This is a genomic window from Nonomuraea ceibae (assembly GCF_019396325.1).
Classification (GTDB): Bacteria; Actinomycetota; Actinomycetes; order Streptosporangiales; family Streptosporangiaceae; genus Nonomuraea; species Nonomuraea ceibae.
Map to the genome: position 1 here is coordinate 19,649 of NZ_JAHKRO010000051.1, position 22,062 is coordinate 41,710.

The 22,062-nt window shown below is 64.7% G+C and carries 19 protein-coding genes and 1 pseudogene; 10 read left to right on the forward strand and 10 right to left on the reverse strand.

Annotated elements, in window-relative coordinates:
• Window positions 1-35: 35 nt before the first annotated feature.
• From KME80_RS27570 to KME80_RS27590, 5 genes are all read right to left on the reverse strand, one after another.
• A complete protein-coding gene (locus KME80_RS27570; protein WP_219509252.1) occupies window positions 36-1,100 on the reverse strand; it encodes a GNAT family N-acetyltransferase in 1,065 nt (354 codons plus the stop codon).
• Window positions 1,101-1,113: 13 nt separating this feature from the next.
• Complete coding sequence (locus KME80_RS27575) at window positions 1,114-1,449, reverse strand: ArsR/SmtB family transcription factor (RefSeq protein WP_219509257.1); 336 nt, start codon at window positions 1,447-1,449, stop codon at window positions 1,114-1,116.
• Between the two features lie 45 nt (window positions 1,450-1,494).
• The gene (mltG, locus tag KME80_RS27580) at window positions 1,495-2,433 is read right to left on the reverse strand and encodes an endolytic transglycosylase MltG (RefSeq protein WP_219509259.1); all 939 of its coding nucleotides are present in this window, start codon (window positions 2,431-2,433) and stop codon (window positions 1,495-1,497) included.
• Window positions 2,430-2,942: a SigE family RNA polymerase sigma factor gene (locus tag KME80_RS27585; protein ID WP_219509261.1), complete on the reverse strand. Its 513-nt coding sequence runs from the start codon at window positions 2,940-2,942 to the stop codon at window positions 2,430-2,432. Before KME80_RS27585 ends, mltG begins: the two co-directional genes overlap by 4 nt.
• Before the next feature lie 87 nt (window positions 2,943-3,029).
• Window positions 3,030-4,280, reverse strand: a complete 1,251-nt coding sequence (locus KME80_RS27590; RefSeq protein WP_219509263.1) for a hypothetical protein — start codon at window positions 4,278-4,280, stop codon at window positions 3,030-3,032.
• Window positions 4,281-4,413: 133 nt separating this feature from the next.
• On the opposite strand from KME80_RS27590, the gene KME80_RS27595 reads away from it, so the two are divergent.
• Window positions 4,414-4,749 (forward strand): SCO4225 family membrane protein, encoded by a 336-nt coding sequence (locus KME80_RS27595; RefSeq protein WP_219509265.1) that lies wholly within the window; start codon window positions 4,414-4,416, stop codon window positions 4,747-4,749.
• 502 nt (window positions 4,750-5,251) lie between these two features.
• Here the strand turns inward: KME80_RS27595 and KME80_RS27600 are convergent.
• Complete coding sequence (locus KME80_RS27600; RefSeq protein ID WP_219509267.1) at window positions 5,252-6,436, reverse strand: MFS transporter; 1,185 nt, start codon at window positions 6,434-6,436, stop codon at window positions 5,252-5,254.
• 49 nt (window positions 6,437-6,485) lie between these two features.
• On the reverse strand, window positions 6,486-7,133 hold the full coding sequence (locus KME80_RS27605; RefSeq protein WP_219509269.1) for a DJ-1/PfpI family protein: 648 nt from the start codon (window positions 7,131-7,133) through the stop codon (window positions 6,486-6,488).
• A gap of 628 nt (window positions 7,134-7,761) precedes the next feature.
• Between KME80_RS27605 and KME80_RS27610 the strand changes: the two genes are divergently transcribed.
• A complete protein-coding gene (locus KME80_RS27610; RefSeq protein WP_246645881.1) occupies window positions 7,762-7,914 on the forward strand; it encodes a hypothetical protein in 153 nt (50 codons plus the stop codon).
• 498 nt (window positions 7,915-8,412) lie between these two features.
• Here KME80_RS27610 and KME80_RS27615 read toward each other — a convergent pair whose 3' ends face one another.
• Window positions 8,413-9,369, reverse strand: coding sequence for a trypsin-like serine peptidase (locus KME80_RS27615; RefSeq protein WP_308125951.1), 957 nt, complete (start codon window positions 9,367-9,369; stop codon window positions 8,413-8,415).
• A gap of 776 nt (window positions 9,370-10,145) precedes the next feature.
• On the opposite strand from KME80_RS27615, the gene KME80_RS52030 reads away from it, so the two are divergent.
• Window positions 10,146-10,280, forward strand: a complete 135-nt coding sequence (locus tag KME80_RS52030; RefSeq protein WP_281427200.1) for a DUF6461 domain-containing protein — start codon at window positions 10,146-10,148, stop codon at window positions 10,278-10,280.
• Between the two features lie 421 nt (window positions 10,281-10,701).
• Window positions 10,702-11,190 (forward strand): hypothetical protein, encoded by a 489-nt coding sequence (locus KME80_RS27625; RefSeq protein ID WP_219509274.1) that lies wholly within the window; start codon window positions 10,702-10,704, stop codon window positions 11,188-11,190.
• A gap of 1,105 nt (window positions 11,191-12,295) precedes the next feature.
• Here the strand turns inward: KME80_RS27625 and KME80_RS27630 are convergent.
• Window positions 12,296-12,922, reverse strand: a pseudogene (locus KME80_RS27630) (DUF8453 domain-containing protein); the annotation flags it as partial.
• A 1,068-nt stretch (window positions 12,923-13,990) separates the two neighbouring features.
• On the opposite strand from KME80_RS27630, the gene KME80_RS27635 reads away from it, so the two are divergent.
• The 3 genes from KME80_RS27635 (at window position 13,991) to KME80_RS27645 (ending at window position 19,543) form a co-directional block, all read left to right on the forward strand.
• Complete coding sequence (locus tag KME80_RS27635) at window positions 13,991-14,959, forward strand: DNA adenine methylase (protein ID WP_219509276.1); 969 nt, start codon at window positions 13,991-13,993, stop codon at window positions 14,957-14,959.
• 92 nt (window positions 14,960-15,051) lie between these two features.
• On the forward strand, window positions 15,052-17,301 hold the full coding sequence (locus KME80_RS27640; protein WP_219509277.1) for an ATP-binding protein: 2,250 nt from the start codon (window positions 15,052-15,054) through the stop codon (window positions 17,299-17,301).
• A gap of 1,678 nt (window positions 17,302-18,979) precedes the next feature.
• Entirely contained in the window at window positions 18,980-19,543 is a 564-nt protein-coding gene (locus tag KME80_RS27645) for an NUDIX hydrolase (RefSeq protein ID WP_219509278.1), read from the forward strand.
• Here the strand turns inward: KME80_RS27645 and KME80_RS27650 are convergent.
• The gene (locus tag KME80_RS27650; protein ID WP_219509279.1) at window positions 19,521-20,738 is read right to left on the reverse strand and encodes an NsdA family TPR-like regulatory protein; all 1,218 of its coding nucleotides are present in this window, start codon (window positions 20,736-20,738) and stop codon (window positions 19,521-19,523) included. The genes KME80_RS27645 and KME80_RS27650 overlap by 23 nt on opposite strands.
• Before the next feature lie 108 nt (window positions 20,739-20,846).
• On the opposite strand from KME80_RS27650, the gene KME80_RS27655 reads away from it, so the two are divergent.
• Genes KME80_RS27655 through KME80_RS27665 form a run of 3 tightly spaced genes read left to right on the forward strand, consistent with a single transcriptional unit; the run spans window position 20,847 to window position 22,017 of the window.
• Complete coding sequence (locus KME80_RS27655) at window positions 20,847-21,272, forward strand: hypothetical protein (protein ID WP_219509280.1); 426 nt, start codon at window positions 20,847-20,849, stop codon at window positions 21,270-21,272.
• On the forward strand, window positions 21,269-21,604 hold the full coding sequence (locus tag KME80_RS27660; protein ID WP_219509281.1) for a hypothetical protein: 336 nt from the start codon (window positions 21,269-21,271) through the stop codon (window positions 21,602-21,604). The genes KME80_RS27655 and KME80_RS27660 overlap by 4 nt, the downstream gene beginning before the upstream one ends.
• On the forward strand, window positions 21,601-22,017 hold the full coding sequence (locus KME80_RS27665; RefSeq protein ID WP_219509282.1) for a hypothetical protein: 417 nt from the start codon (window positions 21,601-21,603) through the stop codon (window positions 22,015-22,017). The genes KME80_RS27660 and KME80_RS27665 overlap by 4 nt, the downstream gene beginning before the upstream one ends.
• Window positions 22,018-22,062 lie beyond the last annotated feature (45 nt).

Consider the following 22,062-nt stretch of genomic DNA (forward strand, 5'->3'; position numbering starts at 1 on the left):
TATCGAAGTCGACTGAGGTCTATATTGACACACATCTATCCATGCTGGACAGGGGGGTCGGCGCTGCTGCGGCGTTCCAGCATCAGCACGTCCCGCCACACGCCGCGATGGCAGCCGAGGCGTTCGCGGGTGCCGACCACGCGGAAGCCGAGCGCCTGGTGCAGCGACAGGCTCGCCGCGTTCTCCGGGAAGATCGCCGACTGGATCGTCCACACGCCCGCGTCCTCGGTCGCGGCGACGAACGCCGACAGCAGCGCCCGGCCGATGCCGTGCGCCTGGCAGCCCGGATGGACGTAGACGCTGTGCTCCACGACGCCCGAATAGACCTGCCGTGAGGAGACCGGCGAAGCGGCCACCCAGCCCACGACCTCCCCGGAGTCGACGTCCACCGCCACGTAGCGCAGGTGCCGCAACCTGCCGGCGTTGAAGCCCTCCCAGCTCGGCGCGACCGTCTCGAAGCTGGCCTCCCCGGTGTCGAGGCCCATCTGGTAGATCGCCAGCACCTGTGGGGCGTCGGAGTCCCGCATCGGCCGGATCTCCAGACCGGGGCCCACGGGCGGCTTGACCGCCTGGATGATCGGGCTGGACACGTCCTGACCGTGATCGGTCGCGGGTGCGATCCGGATGCTGACGAACCCGGCCGCCGCCAGGAGGGTGACCGCGTCGGTGACCGCATCGGCGGTCATGGCGGCGGTCGTGGCGGTCATCCCGAAGCGGCCGCCCGGCCGCAGCACCCGGAACGCCTCAGCCACCGCCTTCTCCCCGCCGTCGGGCAGGCCGCCGCAGACGACGACGTCGACCGACTGGCCGGGAAGCGGGATCCCTTCGACGCCGCCCCGCAGGAACCGCACGTTGCCGAGCCCTGCCCGCGCCGCCTCCCGCCGCGCCCGCTCCATCCCGTCCGCGCCGCCGTCCAGCCCGTACGGGAGGCCGTCCGCCATCACGTACGCCGTCCCGTACGGACCGACCCGCTGGGCCGCCGGCAGCACGTCGAAGCCGCCACCGGAACCGAGAACGCCGCCGCCGGAGCCGAGAACGAGCACGCTCTCCCCCGTCCGCGGCAGCACGCCTCCCTGCCCGTCCGCGCTCTCCTCACCCATGACCGGCGTCCCTTCACTCACAGGCGGGCGCGGCGGGCACGGGATTGCCCATGACCACGTCGGCCGCCGTAGGGAAACAGCTCACGCAGGCTTCGTTGATCCGGTAGAGGCTGGACGTGCCCTGCTTGTCGACCAGCACGAACCGTACGTCGGCCAGAATCTTCAGGTGGTGCGAGACGGTGGACTGGCCCACTCCGGAGGCCAGCACGATCTCGCCCACGCTCATCGGCGCCCGCCTGCGGGCCAGCAGGGAGACGAGCTGGATGCGCGTCGCGTCCGCGAGCGCCTTGAACCAGCTCGCGTACTCCTCGGCCTCGGCGCGCGGCAGGGACTCATCGTTCGTGTTCATCGAACATCGACGATAGACGATGAAGCACGGGAAGGGAAGACCGGCTCAGTGCTTCTTGCGGCGCAGTTCTTCGACCAGTTCGGCGTACTCCGCTTCGGAGGAGGCGAACTTCGTGATTCCGTTCTTCGGGTCGGTGGTCACGTAGTAGAGCCAGGGTCCGGAAGCCGGCTTCAGCGCGGCTCGGATGGCCTTCTCCCCCGGGTTGCCGATGGGACCGGGCGGCAGTCCGGCACGCCTGTAGGTGTTGTACGGCGACCGGCTCCTGAGATCCTCGCGCCCGGCGCGGGCGCCGTACTTGCCCAGGCCGTACAGGACCGTGCTGTCCATCTGCAGAAACATCTTCCGGTCCAGCCGGTTGTGGATGACCCGGGCGATCTTGGGCATGTCCTCGTCCCGGCCCGCCTCGGCCTGGACGATGCTGGCGATGGTCACGATCTCCAGCGGCGTCCTGCCGGCACGCCTGGCCCCCTCGACCAGGCCGGCGCCGTCGGCGGCCACCCCGAACCCGGCCACCATCGCCCCGAGGATCTCACCCGCGCTCGCGGTGGGCGCGAACGCGTAGCGCCCGGGGAAGGCGAACCCTTCGAGCCTCCCCCGCGCGTAGGACGGCAGCCCGAGCGCGCTGCCGTCCTTGGCAGCCTTCTCGAACTCCGCCACCGGCCTGCCCGTGCGCGACGACAGCATCTCGAAAAGCCGCGCGACCCGTACCCCCTCCACCACCGTCACGGTGACAGCCCGCGGGGCCTCGGACGCCGCGTTCAGCGGCCCGGCGACGGCCTCACCGGGGGCCCGCGACGACATCCCCTGCACCACGACCACCGATCCGACGGCCAGCGCGGCGACTGCCGACGCCGCCACCAGGGCGACGCCGCGGCGACGAGGCCGGGAGCGGTCGTGGGCCACCAGGAACCGACCGGGCGCGGGCGGCCGCTCCTCGTCGGCCATGTCGGAGAGCGTTTCACGCAGCAGGTTCTCGAGGTTCATCGGAACTCCCTCACGGTGGTCAGTTCAGGCGCCGTCTTCTTCAGGCGTTCCAGCGAGCGGTAGATCTGGCTGCGTACCGACCCCACCCTGACGCCGAGCAACCGCGCGATCTCGGTCTCGGAGAGGTCCTCGAAGTAGCGCAGCACGAGCATGGTCCGCTGCCGGGGCGTGAGCCGGGACAGGGCCGCGCGCATCACCAGGCGAAGATCCACGACGTCCGCGTGCCCGTCGCCGCCCTGGTCAGGCAGCCGGCCGGTGGACACCTCCGCGACACGTGAGCGCCGCCGCCACCAGCTCACCTGCTCGTGGTACATGGCCCGGCGCACGTACCCCTCGATGGCGCCCGGATCACGCAGACTGCGCCACTTCGCGGCCGTCTTGACCAGGGCCGACTGCACCAGGTCCTCGGCGGCGTGCCGGTCACCGGTCAGCAGGTACGCCGTACGGAACAGCGCCCCCGACCGGTCGACCACGAACTGCCGGAAGTCCGCCTCAAAGCCTGGATCCACCCGTCCTCCTCGCGACATTCACCGGCAAGGACGCGGGCGGCGCCTCGATCTATGCCTGAACCGCCCAGATCGCCGCCAACCGGGCCCTCACCCTTCCCGGCTCCTGTACGTGGCCCGCAGCTCGACCAGCTTCTCCCTGGCCACCTCGTCCAGGGCCCGGCGCTGCTCCGGGTCCTCCTCCCAGGTGGCCTCCGCGCACAGGACCCTCGCCGCCTCGTGCGGCTCGGCGTCACGCACCACGTACCAGACGGTGTCGCCGGTGCCGCGCCTGTCGTGATCGCGGCGCAGGACCGTGACGATGCCGGAGACGAGGATCTGCCTGGTCCACGGGTTCCTGGCCAGAACCTGCCGGTCCACGGTCAGCCCGCCGTCCATGAGCTCGCCGCCGAGCAGGTCGTCCTCCCACCGCCACACGCGACGGCTCACACCCGGTGACACGTACGGGGCGCCACGACCTTCGACGGGCACCGAGAACGTACGGGCGCCGCTGCGGCACAGCTCCTTGGCGATGCGCTCGCCGTCGGCGTACTCACGCAGCCGATCCTCGCCCGGGTCCTGTCCGGACAGCGGGCGCAGCCGCGCCTGCTCGGCGTAGTAGCGGTCGACCAGCGGATCCGTGAACCGCCCCGCCCGCGCCCGCGGCGGGGTGCAGGAGGCCACGGTGAGATCCGCGCCGTCCTCGATGTCGAGCCCGCCCCCGCGCAGCAGCTCGTGAACGGTGACGCCCGCCTCCTCGGCCTTACGGCTCACCCTGCGCAGCCATCCGTCGAACGTGTCCAGATCCGGGTCCGGGCGCAGCGACGCCCAGTCCGCCACCGCCGAGACCGGCACCGGCGCCTCCCGCCGCGCCGGCGGCTGCACGAGCTGCTCGGGTTCGAGGTCGATCGAGTAGTACAGCACTCCCCGCGCGATATAGGAGAACGGCGCCGCATGCGTGATCGGGTCGAAGACATCCCGGATCGGCCAGATCCTGAGCAGCCACGCCTCCTCACACTCCCCCGTGCCATGCCCGTCGCCCGGCCGCGGCTCCCGCAGGTACATGCGCACGCCGTACTCGAAATGCGGCGGCCCGATCAGGAAGTCATGCCCCCTGCCGTCCATCATCGTGACGATCGAGACCACGCCGCTCTCCGCGACGAACGTCGCCGAACTGACCGGCGTCCACGAGTCGTCCGCGGGCTCCGGCTCGGCGTCCCACGACTCCAGCCGCACCCCGGCGATGAAGTGGTACATCTCATCGGTGGGCGAACCCCACGACGGCAGGTCGGTGCCGTCCAGCCCGAACGTGTCGTACTCGACGTAGACCTCGTCGTCGAGCGCCCGCAGCAACTGTGCCATGCCCACGCCTTCGCGTTGTCGGTGATCACCCTGGCTCGGCGGAGTATGGCTCACCGCACCGACAATCCCCGCCCGCGCTGCGCCGTTGCATACACTCGGCCTCTTCCGCCGGGCACCCGAGGAGCGTGACCGCATGAGGCATTACAGGAACGGCCGTGCCGCGTCGGTCGTCGCCGGTGCGTACGCCGGCCTGGTGCTGCTTCTCGGCGTGGCTTCCGCGGTGATCCTGCTGACCGTCCAGGACCCGATCCTGCTGTCCGGCGTCGCGCTCATGCTCGTCACCTTCCCTCTCGGGCCGATCGTCTGGTGGGGATGGGACCTCGTCCCGCCGCAGATGGCGAACCCCGTACTGCTCATAGCGATCCTCACCGGAGCAGGCCTGCTGCAGGCCTACCTGATCCGGCGCCTCATGCGCGGTCCCGCCCGCCCCCGCCCGCCGGGGCTTCGGAACGGGTCGGGCCGGCCATGAAACGCAGGCCCTTGCCGGCCAGACGCTCAGGCAGCTCCTCCGGACCTCGCGGCGCGGTGTCAGGCAGCAGGTAGTACTCCTCCAGGATGGCGCGGGCGGTGTCGTCGTCGCTCACCGCGCAGTCCCACACCACCTGCTCGCCGTCGAGCGTGACATCGAAGGCGAAGAACCCGCAGCACGCCTTCTCCAGCGCCGCCAGATCCGGCCAAGCCGAGTTCCTGGATGGCGTGCAGGCGGCCCAGCCATTCCGACAGCTCGCTGAGCTTGTTGAAGTTCAGCTTGAGGTGCGTGAGAGTGGTGTACGCGGCCAATTCTGCCGGCAGGCCGCGGAGCTCCAGGGTGGAGAGGTCCAGGGCGGGAGCGCCGTCGAAGCCGGGCGTCCAAGATCTCTAAGTTCACAAGAGGCTCGCAATCAGGGAGCTCCGATCGCCGCGGGCGCCGGGTGGGGTCGGCGGGAAGCTCGTGGCACGAAGCGGGCGCGACCGGTCGGCCTGGCAGTGCGTCATGGGCGAGCTCCCTGTTCCTGGGCAGCGGGCGTGGCGGCAGGGCGGCGGCGCTCGTGCCGCAGCGCGTAGAGGGCGATGAGCAGGCCCGTGACCGTGAGGGCCGCGGCCACCGGATAGAGGGAACGCGGCCCCGGCCCGTCGATGAGCCGCCCGCCGAGCCATCCGGCGATCGCGGCGGCGAGCTGGAAACCGGAGGCGTTGACGGCGACCGCCAGGGTGGGCGCAGCCTGCGCGGTGGCCACCACCCGGGTCTGCATGCCCGGGATGATGGCGAACGCCAGAACGCCGAGCAGGAACCACAGCACGGCGGCCGCCCCCTGATGCCCGCTGACCAGCCAGCCCAGGGCCAGGGCGCCCGCCAGGACGGCCAGCAGAGCGGCGAGCGAGGGCAGGAGCGCCCGGTCGGCCAGCCATCCGCCCAGGAAGTTGCCCAGGACGGCGCCGGCCCCGTACACCAGCAGCAGCGCGGGCAGCGCCGTGCCGGGGAAGCCGCTGACGTCGGTTGTCAGGGGCGCCATGAAGGTGAAGACGGTGACGACGCCCAGGTTTCCGGCGGCGGTCAGCGCGATGGCCAGGATCACCTCCCGGCTGGTGAAGACACGCAGCTCGCCGAGGAGCGAGCCGACCTGCGGCGCGGGCCCGTCGGGGAAGGACCGCAGGACCATCATCAGAACAGTGGCGCTGAAGACGGCGATCGCGGCGAAGGTCGCCCGCCAGCCGAGGCTCTGACCGATGAAGGTGCCCAGCGGAGTCCCGGCGATCATGCCCAGGTTCATGCCGAACGTCAGCCGGGCCACGGTCGAGGCCTGCCTGCCCGCCGGAGCGGTGGACACGGCGGTGGCGACCGCGACGGCGAAGAAGGTGGCCACCACCAGTCCGGCGACGAAACGCCCGGCCAGCAGGATCGGATAGCTCGGGGCGACGGCTGACATGGCGTTGCCGGCGATGGAGGTGACGATGAGCCCGACGACGAGCGGCCGGCGGGGCAGCCGTGCGGTCAGCGTCGTGATCACCGGTCCGCCCACGATCATGCCGATGGCGTAGGCGCTGACCAGCAGCCCGGCGGCCGGAACGGAAACCGACAGGTCGCTTGCCACGTCGGGCAGGATCCCGGCGATGACGAACTCCCCGGTGGTCAGGCTGAGGACCACGAGCATGAGTGAGAAGACCAGAAGCGACATGGAGATCATCCCTGTACAGGCAGGAGCGCATCAGCGTTTCCGCGCCGCCTCATCGCCGTGATCCGCCCCGCCGGTCGGTTCGACGCGTGCCGGCCAGAAGGGGCTCGTCGGCGAGGTAGGGCGGGGCGGGCTCGTACTGGATCTCGCGGCGGACAGCACGCGCGTGGTCTCGACCATGGAGGCGGCCGACGAGCCAGAGCGCGGCGTCGATGCCGGCGGAGACGCCCTGGGTGGTGAGCAGGTTGCCGTCCACGACGTAGCGGGCGTCGCGGACGACGGTGACGTCCCCGCGCGCCTGGAGGGTGTCCTCGTAGTTCCAGTGGGTGGCCACCCGGCGCCCGCGAGCGGGACCGGCGGCGTGGAGCAGGAAGGCGCCGGTGCAGACGCTCATGACCCAGGAGGCCTGCTCGGCAGTCTTGGCGATCCAGCCGGTGACGGCCGGGTTGTGCGGCTGGATTTCCCGGGCGCCGCGCCCGCCCGGGACGAGCAGCACGTCCAGCGGCGGGTGGTCGCCCAGGGTGCGATCGGGCCCCACATGCATGCCCTTGCTGCATCGGACCGGGTCGGGGTGTTCGGCGATGAGCAGCGCGGTGTCGATGCCGCCGCGCAGGATGGCCGAGGTGGTGAAGACCTCCCAGGGGCCGGCGAAGTCGAGTTCTTCGACGGCGTCGAAGATCAGCAGTCCGTACGTGGTCACAGGTGTTCTCCCGTCGTGGTTCGGAATCGGTCGCGGTGGTCGGAGGGCGTGACGCCCAGGCAGCGGTGAAAGCCGCGCCGTAGGGTCTCGACGGTGCCGAAGCCGTAGCGGCGGGCGACGACACCGAGGGGTTCGCCGCCGTACTTCAGCGCCCGCTTGGTCCTCCTCCACCCAGGTCGGCGCGAGGTCCATGCCCGTGGTCGCCCCCGCTGGGGATCACGGGTGACCGTGGCGGACGAAGGCGGCGGGGTCTCCCGCGCGAGCCGTAATCACGAAGGCGATGCGGTGTGGGTGCACGGCACCACGTTCCGGCCCAAGGATCGATGGCGTCAACGACACATACCCCACAAATCACGTCATCCGCCTCCCCCGCCGGTGCCCACCAAGGCTGAATTACCTGGGCAAACGCCGACACGGCGGCTGCGATCCTCGGCTTTCAGAAAGACTGAAGGCTCTCTAAGCTTCAGGCTGCCTGATGGTTGGAGGAATTCATGATCTGTACTCGATCAGCTTTGCGGCCGGGAGCGTGACGGCGTGCGCATCCTGCGGATGGCGGCCACCGCCGAGGCCGTCTCGCTCACGATCCTGCTCATCAACCTGCACGCTCCACCTCGAAACGATCACGAGCGTGGCGGGGCCCGTGCACGGCCTGGCCTACGTGACCGTCATCGCCGCCGCCTCACTGGCGCGAACCCCGTCCGGCGTGCGCCTGCGCGCCCTCATTCCAGGGGTGGGCGGCCAGCTCGCCCTCCGTCACCTACGCGCCACACAGAATGGATGATCTCCGTGGAGGACGGACTCCCTGCCCTTGCCCCATACCGGTCTCGTTGTCCTCGAAACAGCCTCAGCGGGCAGCCCTTCGACCGGCGTCGTTCGCGCCGGACAGACCTGTTCGGCCGGCTGCACCGCCATCGCTTCACCGTCACCGGCCCCACCGTGGATGAGCATCCAGTAGACGCCGTCGGCACCCGCGCCGTCATCCTCGAAGTCCCCCTGCCCCCACAACCACCAGGGCCGCCCCCACCTGCTGACTCCTGACCGTGACCCCCGCGACGGCGCCGGCCCGCCAGGACCCCGCGCGCCACCGCCGCATAGCCCGTTCGCCCAGGATTCATGCGCTTCGACCTGCAAATCTGCCGCTCAGAGCTGTATCTGCCTGCACACCCCGGAAACGCAGAAGAGGCCCCGAAGGGCCTCTGAACTGCTGTTACTGCTGGCGGCAGATCACTTCGTACGTGACCCAGATCGAACCGGTAAGACTGCTTACATGTGAGATTGCCTAGGCGATGACGCCGGTCCACATGCTCGCGGCGTTCCTGTAGACCACGTACAGCTCACTGTCGAAGTACGGCGATATGCCACTGTCATACCGGTTGTCGCCATCGGTGTCGGAGACGCTGACAGTGATGCCGTTGAGATGGCCGGTGCGGCTGCCGCTCGCATAACCGGTCAGCCACGAGGACCCGAGCGAGCCCTCCGCGGTGAACGGGGAGTTCGCGCCGATGGGACGGTCGGCCCGGAAGAGCGTGGTATTCATCGCGAAGGTCGAGCCTGTTGACCGTTCGAGCGTCTCACCCGTGTAAGGCAGGCTCCCGTCGGGATGGGGACCGGCGGGGTAGCCGAAGACGTCGACCGTCGGTGCGAGCGGCTGGTTGATCGTTATCCCCTGGGCGCCGACGTTGTCGGCGAGCCTGCCGACGTTGCTCAGCGCGCCTGGAGAGGCGAGGACGACACCGCTGTACACGTTGGCGAAGGCGTAATCGCGGTCGAAATCCCGAAGGCCCTCGAAGTCAGAGTGAACAGAGGCCCGCTTCCCGACATACAGGCCGAAGGGGATCTGACCATCGGAGTAGCCGGGCACGAAGACCCACTTGCCGAGCGAGCCCATCGGAGCCTCGATGTCCAGCAGGCAGTGACCTGCGGTCGCGACGAGGTTCCGATACAGAGAGTTCACCACTGTGCCGGTGCACCAGTGCGGCTCGCCGTCGCTGCCGATGAAGAACACCCGGCCGGAGGCAGCGGGTGCCGATCCGTCGGGCAAGGTCGGCCCTTCCAATGGCGGGATGGAAGCCGGAGGACCGCCCGGAACGATGTCCGTGGTCAGGCGTTCCCCGCCGGCCGCGGCCTGCACGGCGTACGGCGTGGCGTTCCTCAGGTTGGCGCCCCCGTCGTTGAGCCAGAACTTCGCGACGTCCTGAGCTTCCGCCGTCGTCTGAGCCAGCGGTTCCGCCCACACACTTGCTGCCTGTGCCGGCCCAGGAGCGACTGCGGAGCCCAGCACGCCCAAGCCAATGCCTAACGCGACCAGTGCACGCCGCAATGTGAATCTCCGTTCGGTCAGGGGGCGTCATCGCGCCCCGCCAGGGTGGAGCGCCGACCGATCGACCGGGCCGGCGCGGACACCAAGATCGTAAGGACGATTCTGGCCGCATCCTAGAAGTTTTAGATCACATGTTCGATACAATGGCACTCGTCTTGCAAGACGTCTCTCTATAGCCCGGCGCGACCACCTGCCTCGGCCACCCCGACGCCATCCAGGACGACACGGAGACGAACCCACGCCCACGGAGCCAGAACACCGAACGTCGGAGACCCAGCGGCAGAGCATGTCAGGCCATGGACAGCCACACGGACGGTCTAGGAGGCTCGCGGGCCAGACGAACCGCGCAGCGCAGAGATCGCCGCCCCAAGCACGGCGAGTACGGCACACGCGTCCGTCTCGGCGGCGACCGTCCCCCACGACATCGGCACTCACGAATCCCGGAATCAGTACCAGGGCGTCCACAGTCCGAGCAGGATGCGTGAACGCGGACACGACGAGAAAGCCCATCCCCGCGTTTCCGCTGCTACCAGGCCCCTTCCTGCTGTTGTGGCGGGAGCAAAGTTCGAACTTGCGCCCTTCGACCCGCCCGATGGTGTGCTCAGCTTTGCCCGGGTCATCGGGCGTCAAGATGATCAGGTCCTGCCTCAGCCTCCTACGGCCGATGCGACGGGCAGGGCTTCGCGATCAACCTGGAGCTCCGAGGCACCAGAAAATCTAGCCGGGCCGTCTTCGCACTGGCCGAGAACCTGACGGGGATCAAGCTGACAGCACAGCTGCTGGAGGAGTCGACCTATCTCTGTGCGGTCACGCCGAGCAGGGGCTGAGCAGATCATGGCCTCCTACCAGGAGAAACGCCCCGAGATCCATACTGGACATATTCCGGGAGCTTCGACAACAGCCCGCTCACGGCGGCATCCGGCTGCATGACCCCTGAAACGCAGAAAGGACCCCGAAGGGCCTCTGACCTGCAGCTACTGCTGGTGGCAGGTGCAAGGTTCAAACTGCGTAGGCTGAGCCGACGGTTTATAGCTCGTGACCTGTCGGGCAGCAAAACGGTCATCCACCAGTGATGCAAGCGTGCATCTCGGTCGTGTAGCCCGTGATCATTGCACGTGTATGGCACGGCGGTCCGGGTGATGATCCCTAACAGGCCCGCCTCCGAGGAGCAGCTACTTAGGGGTTCGGGCTTACTGGTCTTCGAACCCTACGCACAGTTCAGACGCCGCCCAGACTTCGGAGCATCCTGTGCCTGACGACGTGACAAGTCATGAGACGCCATACCTGCGACTTCAGGTCGACTACGTCGGTCGTTTGGGGGTCGAGGTCGGCATCTTCGTCGCCGTCGACCACCTGCGACGCAAGAACTTGCTCACACCGGAGGAAGAAGAACTCTACTTCGACATCGACGACTGGTTCCGCGAGCACCTGCCCGAGCCGCCGTTCTATGCCGATGGGAACTCCATCGGCGCGATCACGTGGTTCAAGAGCGCCCCCACGGGCGCGATGCTCGCCCGTCTGGAGCCGTTGCGAGATCTATTGACGGTGCACGGAGTGCGATGCGACCTCGTACGCGCGAGCGACCCCGGCAAACTGATCTACGAGGACGAGTACCAGGTCGGCGTGATTCCCAGGATTAGAAAGCCGGTATCACCACTGCCAGCTGGTGTCACGCTTGGACCGACCACCTCGGGCTCCAAGCGGCACCTTGCCCGCCAGGCACCGGAAACCAGCTGACCCGATGGACTTGCCTCGGTTCGGAAGCGGACCGTAACCACGTTGTCCGGTGAGCCGTGCCGAGGAACGAAGCACGGATAGACGATCGCCCCCAGCTTTGTGCGGTGGCCCGCCATGCAGAGGCGGTCGTGAGGGCTGTATCTGCGCGGCGGCATGGCAACCACGGCCGAGGCGTTCGGTCAGTACGGTGAGGCCGTGCGGCGCCCGGCCCGCAGACCCGCGCCGTCCGGAACCGGCCTCCAGGCCGCACTCCCGGACGGCGGGCGGGCGGAGGGCCGGGGGTACGGCGGCGCGCCGCGCCGCCGCTTGACGCACTTGGCGGCATCTCGCGCCGGACGTTCTACCGCTGGCGTGAGATCGGCAAGGCACCTCAGGGCTTCAAGCTGCCCAACGGAGAGATCCGTATCTATCGCGGGGAACTCACAGCTTGGCTGGAAGACCTCCGGGAGGCGGCGTGAACACCTGCTACGACGTGAAGTTCTGGCCGATCACCCGGAACGAGTCCAGCAAGACGCCGTCCTTCGTCGCCCGGGCCTTTCGACGTTGAGAGGCGGCAGCATCCCACATACAGCCCCGATCATGGGCGCCCATCTGAGGAAACGCCCCAGATCCATCCCGCGTATATCCCGTGACCACCGACAAACGGCCGCTCAGGGCTGCATCTGGTTGCACACCCCTGAAACGCAGAAGAGGCCCCGAAGGGCCTCTGACCTGCAGCTACTGCTGGTGGCAGGTGCAAGGTTCGAACTTGCGTAGGCTGAGCCGACGGTTTTACAGCGCGTGACCGTTGCGGCTTAGATATGGCCTTCCGCCTGCGGCAAGACCGTGGCTCACGGCGATGCAGACCATGATCATTGCACGTATATTGCACGGCGGGAAGTTGTGACCGGAACCCATCACACGGGGCTGTTGCAGTCCCCCAGTTCTGCAGGGCCCCTTCCCTCCTGCTTTGCGAGCTCGACAAAGCGATAGACCTCAGCGCATGTGCGATGATCGTTAATGTCGAGTGATACGCGCATGTTCAATTGTGTCTTCTGGAAGTTCACCACGTCCCTATCGTGGCAAGCACGAAGTTTGACGTATGGGGTTTCCGGCCTAGCAGGCCCTAGCTAGTTCTAGTCTTTTCATTCCGCTCCTCTGGCCCTGGAAGGAGGGGCTCGCTTGCGCTCGCTAGAGCATCGCGGACTTCCTGGACTCGTTGCTCTTCAACTGCTCGTCGCCACTCCGCTTCCTCGGCTTCGCTGCGTGGACGAGCGAGCTCCGCAGCGACTCCCTCGACCGCCCCACGGAGCTTCTCGATTTCCTGGACCTGCTGGTGGAGGGTCTTGACCTTGAGGTTCCGGAGCTTGCGGTAGATCTCAAGGTCGATCAGGTAGGTAAGCGGCTCGACAGCGCCATAGGGTCCGTCCGCCTCCACCGTCACGGTGTACCGGCGGGGCAGGTCCTTCGCGAAGAACTGCCATCCGATATCGAAGAGCGCCTCAATCTTGCGCCCAGGCGGCAGATGAGGGATGCCCTGGGTGAATATGAGAGCATCGGCGAGCCTCTCTCGGTCTCCCCCGTCCATCGAGGTTTGGATGGGCGGATCGAACCTGATTCGAACATTGCGGGCAACCGTGGGCCCCACGTTCTCCACCACGAGATTCAGCGCCTCCGAGATGAAGTCGGACGCCCGGATGTCGACGACCACATAGGGCTGCTGCGACTCCTTGAACGCCGTACGGTCGAGCGCGAGCTGGTTGGCGGCTACTTCTGCTTAATCACGCGCCGAGACCGCTTGATCCTTCGCCGCGTCAGCAGCTCGCTGGGCATCGGCCGATTGGTCGATCGCAGCACTGGCCTGTCGCCTGGCATACCAGACCGAGAACAGAGAGAGCACCAGGGCCGCTACGGCAGCCAAGGCAGTGAGGGCGTCGGTCCAGTCAGGAACGTCGGGGGGCGTCAACCTCGGTCTCCTCCTTCGGAACTTCGATGGGTCAGGCAGTTATGCTCGCCCATTCTCCAGGAGCAAGGCACGGGTCGACCGTCTTATGCGACGTAGGTAGGCCTCGGACACAGGCTGAGAACGCGCATGAACAGGTCCAGAATGTGGGCGCGTTGCCAGCCCTCTCTTAGGAGTCATCAGGACCACCCCTGCCTGGAAGCCCTTGGTCGCCGGCATCGCCACCAACATCGCGCACTGCGGCCCGCGCCGTAGGCAGGACAGCAACCGTCTTGCCCGATGGGCCGGGGCTGAGGAACGAAGTTCCGGACCTTCGATCGCCCCCGGCCATCTACGGCGACCGGCCATGCAGTGGCGATCGTAAGGGCTGCATCTGTTCGGCGGTGCGGCAACCCCGGTCGGAGCGTTCGGTCCGTACGGCGGGCCGGCGTGCGGTGCCCGGCCCGGCGTCCCGCCGCGGTCCGGGACCGGCCCCCAGGCCGCACGCCCGGACGGCGGGCGGGCGAAGGGCCGGGGTGCGGCGGCGCGCCGCGCCGCCGTCTTGATCCTCACAAGCTCAATTCAGCAAGAGAGCTTCCAAGGGAGTGTCCAAGGGGGCGAGACATCTCCGCAGGGAGAGGACGCGGAATCGACCTGCACCACTCCCCGGGCTCCAACCCAAAGCTGCATCGACAGCCTCAGTTCGCCTCCACCGCGCATAATAGTTGTGGCATTGTTAGATCCGAGACGGGTATCGAACAGGCGGATTCCACACTAAGGTTACAAGTCGTGCGTACGTAGCAGAGTGTATGAGGAGGCTGACAAGTGCCGGTTCCTGCCCTTGCAACCTTTGCCCTCTCGGGCGGTGCCTAGTCCTCTATGCACACCGACAATACGCAGCAGGCATCGAGTCCGTCTCGACGACAGTTCTCGGCAAATACTGAACTGCGCAGCCCGCTACGCTACCCCGGAGGAAAGCGTCAGCTAGTGCCATTTTTTGTCGACCTTTTAAAGCTAAACGATCAAACTCCGCTGGACCTCTTCGTTGAACCGTTTGCTGGAGGAGGGGCGGTTTCGCTTCACCTTCTAGAAGCAGGGCTTATTGAACGCACGGTTCTAGCGGATCTAGATCCATTGGTATATGCCTTTTGGCATCAAGCGTGCTTTAAGACAGAACAACTGGTGGCCGACATCGCTACAGCCGATGTAACTCTAGAAGAGTGGCACAAACTCAGAGCCAACCCAGGAAAAACGCTTCGCGAGAAAGCATACGCATGCCTTTTTTTGAACCGAACAAGCTACTCAGGGATTCTCCAAGGGAGAGCAGGCCCTATTGGCGGACAAAGGCAGCAGAGTAAGTATAAAATCGACTGCAGATTCTACAAAGAAGAGATCATTCATCGACTTCGTCAGATAGGGCGGCTTGCTACCGAAGGACGGATTGCCGCCGTACGACGCACCGATGTCCACACTACGGTTCGCTGGGTCGAGGAGAACTACTCCCAAAGTCGTCGACTATATTATTTCGACCCTCCCTTTTGGGAGAAGGGTGAGCGGCTCTACCGAAAGGCCTTTAGGCGACCTCAGCATGAGCGGCTCGCGAAGCTCCTCATTAACCTCCAAGCCCCATGGGTTCTTTCATATGACTACCACGATGAAATCATCGATCTCTATCGCGCCTCCACAGACGCCAACGGCCGGACACCTGGCGGATTGGTGCCAGCTGGTACACCTCGGCTACACACTACCGACTTGACGTACTGCAACCGGCACGAGAAGCGTGGCGCCACCGAGCTGATCATCACAAATCTCAACAATGTACCACATGACTACATAAACAGGACATAATCAACTGAACATCCAGCTAGCCTTTGCGTCTAGCTTGTGGCAAAATAAACTGCACTATTTAATGGGACACGTGCGCATCTAAGGGGATGCCTATGTCATCCGTACTGCTCGGTGCCGGCGCTGGAGCGGAAGAGTCTGCCCTCATCCAACTCCTGCACGAATCCGTCAAGGTGGGCGGAATCTTTGACTTCGGGTACCGCGAAGCGAACGTTCTGACCAACGACGACTGGCTTCACGCAGCTCATGGCGTCCCGCAACACTGCTTGCTTCTGGCATACCCACGAGGTCTCGACTCTCCGAAGCAGGCAGTTAACATCGCCTCTGAAGACCGAGAGATCGTCTTGCTGCGGGTCCTGCGCGAGACCTCACTTCCAAACCAATCCGACCTCTCGCGTCTGCGGGCTGAGGACACAGATCGCACGATCACCAATCATTACAGACAGGACGGCCAAGAAAATCCTCCTGCCGACATTCTAACGCGCAGTCTGATGCAACAGGCTGCATTTCGCTGCCGCATTCTGGGGACCTTCACCGAGAACGAGAAAGGTGACCTCGTCTTCGGTAAGGACGTGGACGCAGTTTATGCGGCTGCGGGCTACGTTGTCGCAAAACCTCATGGTTCCAGCCTGCAGCAAGTCGTCGATCACGTTGAGCTCCCCATGGGTGAGCGTGAAGACGAGCAGCATGGTGATGAGGCGCCAAATGCTGATCTACCCGACACCGACGCTACGATCACCGTAGGAAAGCTGCGTTATTCTTCCACGCGCCGGCGGGAGTGGGTTGCGCGTGACCAGCAGAGAACTACCGAGGTTCATGTACGCGTACGTCCAAAAGATTTCGTGGCGCACAAGACGGCAGTTTTTGGCATGACGCGCGCCGGCAAGTCAAACACCATGAAGGTCCTCGCTGCAGCTGTTCATCTATACGCGCACAAAACTGCTACTCGAGTTGGCCAGCTCATCTTCGATCCGGCAGGGGAATATGCTTATGCAAACCGCCAAGACAAGACAGCACTATCCCAACTCGGTGACAACGTTCGCATCTATCGTTTAGGGGCTACGGACGAAGATCGCCGCCGCAACATTCGTCCTCTATCCCTCAACTTTTTCGATGAGCCTCAGATTGACGGGTGCTGGAGTCTCATCGAATCCTTCTTCAAAGGAGACAACCGCAAGTACATTCAGAACTTTCTATCCTGCGACCCTACTCGTTCGCCTGAAAGCACGGAGAGTGAGGGCGATAAGAAACGCCTTCTAGCAGTCCGAGCAATGTACTATGCGATTCTCCTTCATGCGGGGCTTGAGGCTCCTCAAGGCTGGACCTGTAAGCTTCCAACAAACACCGACACGCGAGCACTCATCGGAATCACAGGATCCGACGTCATAACCGTCAATGCGCGGCAGCTTATGGCGGCGAGCTCGATCATCGCTAGGGCCGCCGCTGGGGTCTCATCCAGAAACCAAACCGACGCCGTAGCCGTGAAGATGTATTTTTCTGACTCCTCTATCGGTGGACACGGCGACCCGAGCATAGATGGCATGGTAGGTATGTTGGCGACAAGTGGACGAGCTAATGGCTATAAGGAGCTTCGCGCCCTTAAGCCATACCACCAGCCAAACTCTCGGGCCGACTTCGCACCTGCCATCTACGGAGACCTTGCGCGCGGCCGGCTCGTCATCGTCGATCTGTCTCGCGGCTCTGAGCAGGTCCTACAGACATGCGCGGAGCGTGTGGTTAACGAGATAATCGGCCGCGCTTCTGCACGTTTCCGAGACGGAAAGCCACCCCGTCCTATGCAGATTTTCCTCGAAGAGGCGCACCGGCTTTTGGATCGCGACAAGTTCAACAAAGCCGCCAGCAGCAATGATCCGTATGTGCGCCTAGCTAAAGAGGCAGCGAAGTATAAGATTGGAATGATCTACGCGACTCAGGAAGTATCTAGCGTCGACGAAATGATCTTGTCAAACACGGCCAACTGGGTCTGCGCCTACATGAACAACGCTAGCGAGATGAAGAAGCTGGCTAATTATTACGACTTCGGAGATTTCTCCGACCAGATCCTAAGCGCCGACGATCGCGGTTTCGTGCGTCTACGTACCGACTCTTCTCCTTACACCATTCCCGTTCAAATTGCTAAGTTCGATCTCGACATGGTGAATTATGTTCGAAGCGAAACAGGTCTCCCTCCCACCACAGCAAGTACGGACTTCGCTCCGGATGCTGAAATTGAGGAAGACATGTACGAAGACTGCCCAGATCCAGACGAGATTTTCGCCCGTACTAGCGTAAACGAGACTGGCCCGGCTGCCCTAGCTACTCTCTTCGACGAGATCGGCGACTGATATGCCTTACAGTAGTCGATTGCCTGGGGGTGCGATCCGTTATGAGATGGCATCTGGGATGGGGCACGGGCCTACCGTTTCTAATGAGCGCATTCGAGAGAGACTAGCCCACTATCGTCGACCGGACGCGAGCTTTGATTTCAGCAGAATAGAGGGACTAGTTGAACCGGCTAATAGCCTAGATCAGCCTACGGCCCCTTCTATCAGGTATGTCGTAGCGGTTGACGGCTCGAGCCATGAGTACGAAGAGGCATTCGATAGGTACCCATCAACACGGGTCCTATACCTGCAAATCGCTGGTGTTTTCATTGATCTGCAGCAGATGCAGAGCCATACAGGACCCTTCGTCAGCCCGAGTCGCATCGCGGAGGCCTTGGAGGCATCGGTAGTTTCAGGCTTTCTTCCTGGATCCTATCTAGAACACGACCAATATAGCGATCCTCATGAGGCTTTTCGCTCGGAACTCTACGATCTATTTTATTCGACTCAGGTACAGAACCGTTCTCTCCTCGAGGTGCTGTCAGAGGTACAACGTTATGGTTTGGACAAAGATTCAGAAGCTGCGCAACGAGGCGATATTCTTCTACCTAAGTGCCCTAATCGCGCTTGCTCGCTAAACGATCCTACTGCCGCTAAACGTTCCGGGCTACGCACTCCTCTGAAGACTCCCGGTGAGTGCCCTTCGTGCCACAAGATCCTCTGGGCCACGGATACTTTCCGCGTTTATGAGGAGTTTAAGCCGGACGCTACAAATGGCGAGGCATTGGGCCGCGTACGCGATATCGTGGAACACTTGGTCCTAGTCGGCGTTGCATTGAGCTTTGAACAGCTATATCCTAGACTTCTCTCCCAGACAGCGTTTCTGTACGATGGGGATCTCGCTGTCTTCGGAAATAGCGCTCGGATTTTTCGTGGCCTACTTGGATGCTGGCAAGCCCTATGGAAGCGTTGCCATAGTCGAGGGCAAAAGCCTCCCGTAGTCTTGGGTATCGCCAAAAGCGGCTATCCCGTCGAACATTTCAAAGGCATTCAGCGTACTGCGCTCGTCAAAGAGCGTGAACTACCTGTCCCTCGGCAGGCATTCATGCGCCTAGACGACTCTTATATGAGAGAGGTGCTTCGAGTTCAAAGTCTTACTGAGACCTACTACGGCAGGAAGTTCTTCTATCATGCTGCGGATGGCCAGTTACTAGTTATCACTGTCCCTCCCCAGGAGGGTTTGGCTTATACAAAAGGGAAGGACAGCGGCGCCGATAATCCATCTCGTTTCCCTACCCTAAGGCGGACCCTGGAGGTCTTGGATCGAATGGGCAGCCGATTGTACGACGATGCAGTCATCCCTGTGTCCCTGGCCCACAACTGGGCTGCCTATCCTCTTGCTAATGCGGATCGCGTACTACGTATCCTCACTGATCAGGCGATCAGGAACCGTGAGCCCTGACAGCTTGCAAGCCAACTCCAACGATAACTAGTAGAACTCTCATGTGAAGAGGCAGCTTCAAGGCAGAGCTTCGCCGTAAAGAGGCCTGATACAAAGTGGAGTGCTCGCAGTCCGGGCGTGGCGGCCTCCTCAGGCCGATTTCGGGGTGATTTAGGTTGAACGGTCAGTGGTCAGAGATCTCGGTGGGCGGCGTCGGAAACCATGTACTGGAGATGCGCAAGACGGTAACTTCGCGATGTGACTGATGACGCTGAGCTGACACGCTGGGTCGTACATGGGGAGCGGCTGGTCTATGACAACCGGTGGATCCGGTTGGGGCTGGCGGATGTGGAGATCCCGGGTGGGGAGCGCTTCGAGCATCACGTGGTGCACTTGGATCGGGCCGCGATCGCGGTTGTGCTGGATGAGCAGGATCGGGTCTTGCTGATGTGGCGGCATCGGTTCGTGTTCGATCGGTGGGGGTGGGAGCTTCCCGGTGGGCTGATCGAGGCGGGTGAGGATCCGATGGTCACCGCTCTGCGGGAGGTGGAGGAGGAGACCGGGTATCGGCCGAAAGGCTTGGAACTTCTGGTCTCGTATCAGCCCATGGCGGGGATGGTCGACTCCGAGCACATCCTGTTCGTGGGGCGCGGGGCCGAGCTGGTGGGCAGGCCTGAGGGTGAGGTGGAGGCCGACCGGATCGAGTGGATCCCCATGAGTGAGATCCCGGGCATGGTGGCACGCGGGGACATCTGGACGTCGGGGACCTTGGTCGGAGTGCTTCAGGCTCAGGTGTGGCTCAACAACCAGGACCGCGGTTGACGGCCTTGGCCAGTTCGTTGATGCGGCGGCGTTGCCGGCGACTGCCGGTCATGGTGGCCAACTGCTGGGCTCGCTGAATGTGGGGCTGGGCAGCTTCGGGGTCGCCAGCGGCGAGCAGGGCGTGGGCGAGGTCGCAGCGGACGCCGGACTCGGCGCGGTTGTAGGTGCCGTCCATTCCGGCCAAGGCTGAGCGTAGGTCCTCGGCGGTGGCGGGGTCGCCGAAGCGGACCAGGCAGTTGCCGCGCCAGCGGGCCAGGTGGTGGGTGTTGATCGACAGGTAGGGCGTGTCCGGGTCGGCGTCCCCGTCGGGGAGCAGCGAGACGGCTTGATCGAGGGCGCGGCGGCAGGTGGCCTCGTCGCCCAGGACAGCGGCGGCTTCCGCCTCAGCGGCTGAGAGCCAGGTCCTGAGCCGGGCAGGTACGCGGGTGTGATGCTGGGCATGCACGTGCTGCAGGAGCTTCATCGCCTCAGCAGGCCGGCCGAGTTCCATCAGGACGTAGGCCTGTTCGCCGGAGACGTAGGCCAGGACGGCCGGGTCCTCGGCTTCGTAGGCGGCGGCTCTGGCCTGTTCATAGTGGAGCCAGGCGTCTTTGAGGGTCAGGGCGTTGATGGCCTGCCATCCGGCCAGGGAGGCGGTTTCGGCGAGGAGGTGGGCGAGTTCGGCGCGCATGGCGGGGCGTACGGCGTGACGGTGTGCGCGCTGGATCTGGGAGATCTGCGCGCGCATCTTGTCGGCGATGGCCACTCCCCCGAGCCGCCGGTCCAGGAGGCGCAGGTTGTTGGTGTCGGTGCGCAGGATCATGACCGTGGTGGGGTCGATGGTGGCCGTGCTGTCCAGCAGTTCGGCGAGTTCGCGGGCCTGGTCTTCGTGCTCGTCGTCCTCTTCGTAGGCCTGGGGTGTACCGGCGAGCGGGGCCAGGCCGAGGAGCATGCGGGCATGGTCGGGCAGGCGGAGACCGTTGGCGACGCGCTCGATGACGGCGAGCTCTTTGATGCAGCCGCCCCCGTTGAGGATCTTGTTGACGCGAGGCTGGCCAAGGCCGGTGGCGGTGCCGATGCGGACCTGACTGGCGCCGTATTTGCGGGCGATCCTGAAAAGTCCGGCAATGTCGCGGTTCTTGAGTATTTCCCGGGTTTCGTCCTGATCCCAGACGGCGGCGGGTAGCTCAATTGGGTCGAACGCGCCATTTTGCATTTCGGACCTCCGGCTTTCCGTTGCCGGGATGATGTCGTGCTCCGCCGTGGAGCCTATATGCGCTCGTGCTATATCAGCGTGAGATAGGTCTGAAAAGCATGGACATTCATGCTGACCGGCATGACAACGCCAGTTAGATGCACAGAGTGCGAGGGACGAGGCTGGAAGATCGTCACTCGTCGCGGCCACGTGACCGCCTCCGGGCTGGGCCTGGCCGCGTCCGCTCAGGAGGACTGCCTTTCCTGCATCGGCGCCCCTGAGACGCAGCGAGAGGGCTTCTCCTGGACCGTCCGCGTTCTCACCGAGAACGGCGAAGTCGCTGGTCCGAGCGGATGGAGCGGGTTCCAGGCGACCGCGATGGACGAGCTGCGCACGGCGATGCGCGCCATGCCGCGCGAAACCTCGATCCGGGGCAGCATCCGGCACACCTGCTACGACTTCGGCGCCGGCGAGAACGCCCAGGCTCAACGCGAGATCTTCCGCGCCTACGTGGATCCCGCCGAGTCGGTGCGATTCGAGCGGGTGGAAAAATGATCTCCCCGGCCATGGTCACTTTGGACCCATGCCGGTCAGCGGAAATCCTCCGCGACGCTTTGCAGCGAGACGGCATCAATTCCGACGTCCACGACGGTTACGGGCTGGCACTGGTTTCAGTCTGGGTGGGCTTGGTCGTGTGGTGCGACGGCGAACGTCTTTGGTGGCGTACCGGATGGAATGCCGATCGCCGCCGCGTCATTTACGCCTGGCATCCGGCGTCTGATCCTCTCCGGGCGGCCCGCCGGATCGCCATGCGGTACGCCGAGCTCCGCGCCCAGCACCACCCGATCACCTCGCACCGCCCTGGAACCTCGGCGGAGCCGTTGTGAGCCGGATCGGCTGGCGGGCCACCATCGTGAGCACTCTGCACAGTCACGCCCGCATCCGTGCCAACAGCGCTGCGCTGATGGGCCGTGAGGGGGTCGTGGTCGCGGAGCTCCGCAACGGCACTGCGGCTCTGGTGCAGCTCGATGAGCACCCGTTCGGTCTGCCCTGCGGGGTTCTACGCTGGCCACTGCAATGGGACGATCTCGATCTCAAAGAGCCGATCGAGGTGGCTTGTCCCCTGGACTACGTGGTCGGCCTCTCGGCGGGCCAGGTGCACGCGGTCATCCCCGGCACAACGGCCAGCCTCTGCTCGGCTCCAGTCCGGCCGCTGCCGTTCTGCGGCTGGTCGGTCAGGTTCTCTCCGCACGTTCCCCGGGCTTGCCCCGCGTGCGCGTCCCTCGTGACAGGCTCCTGAGTTACATCCTGCTCGCTTATGAACGCGGGCCGCTGACAGGCCTGA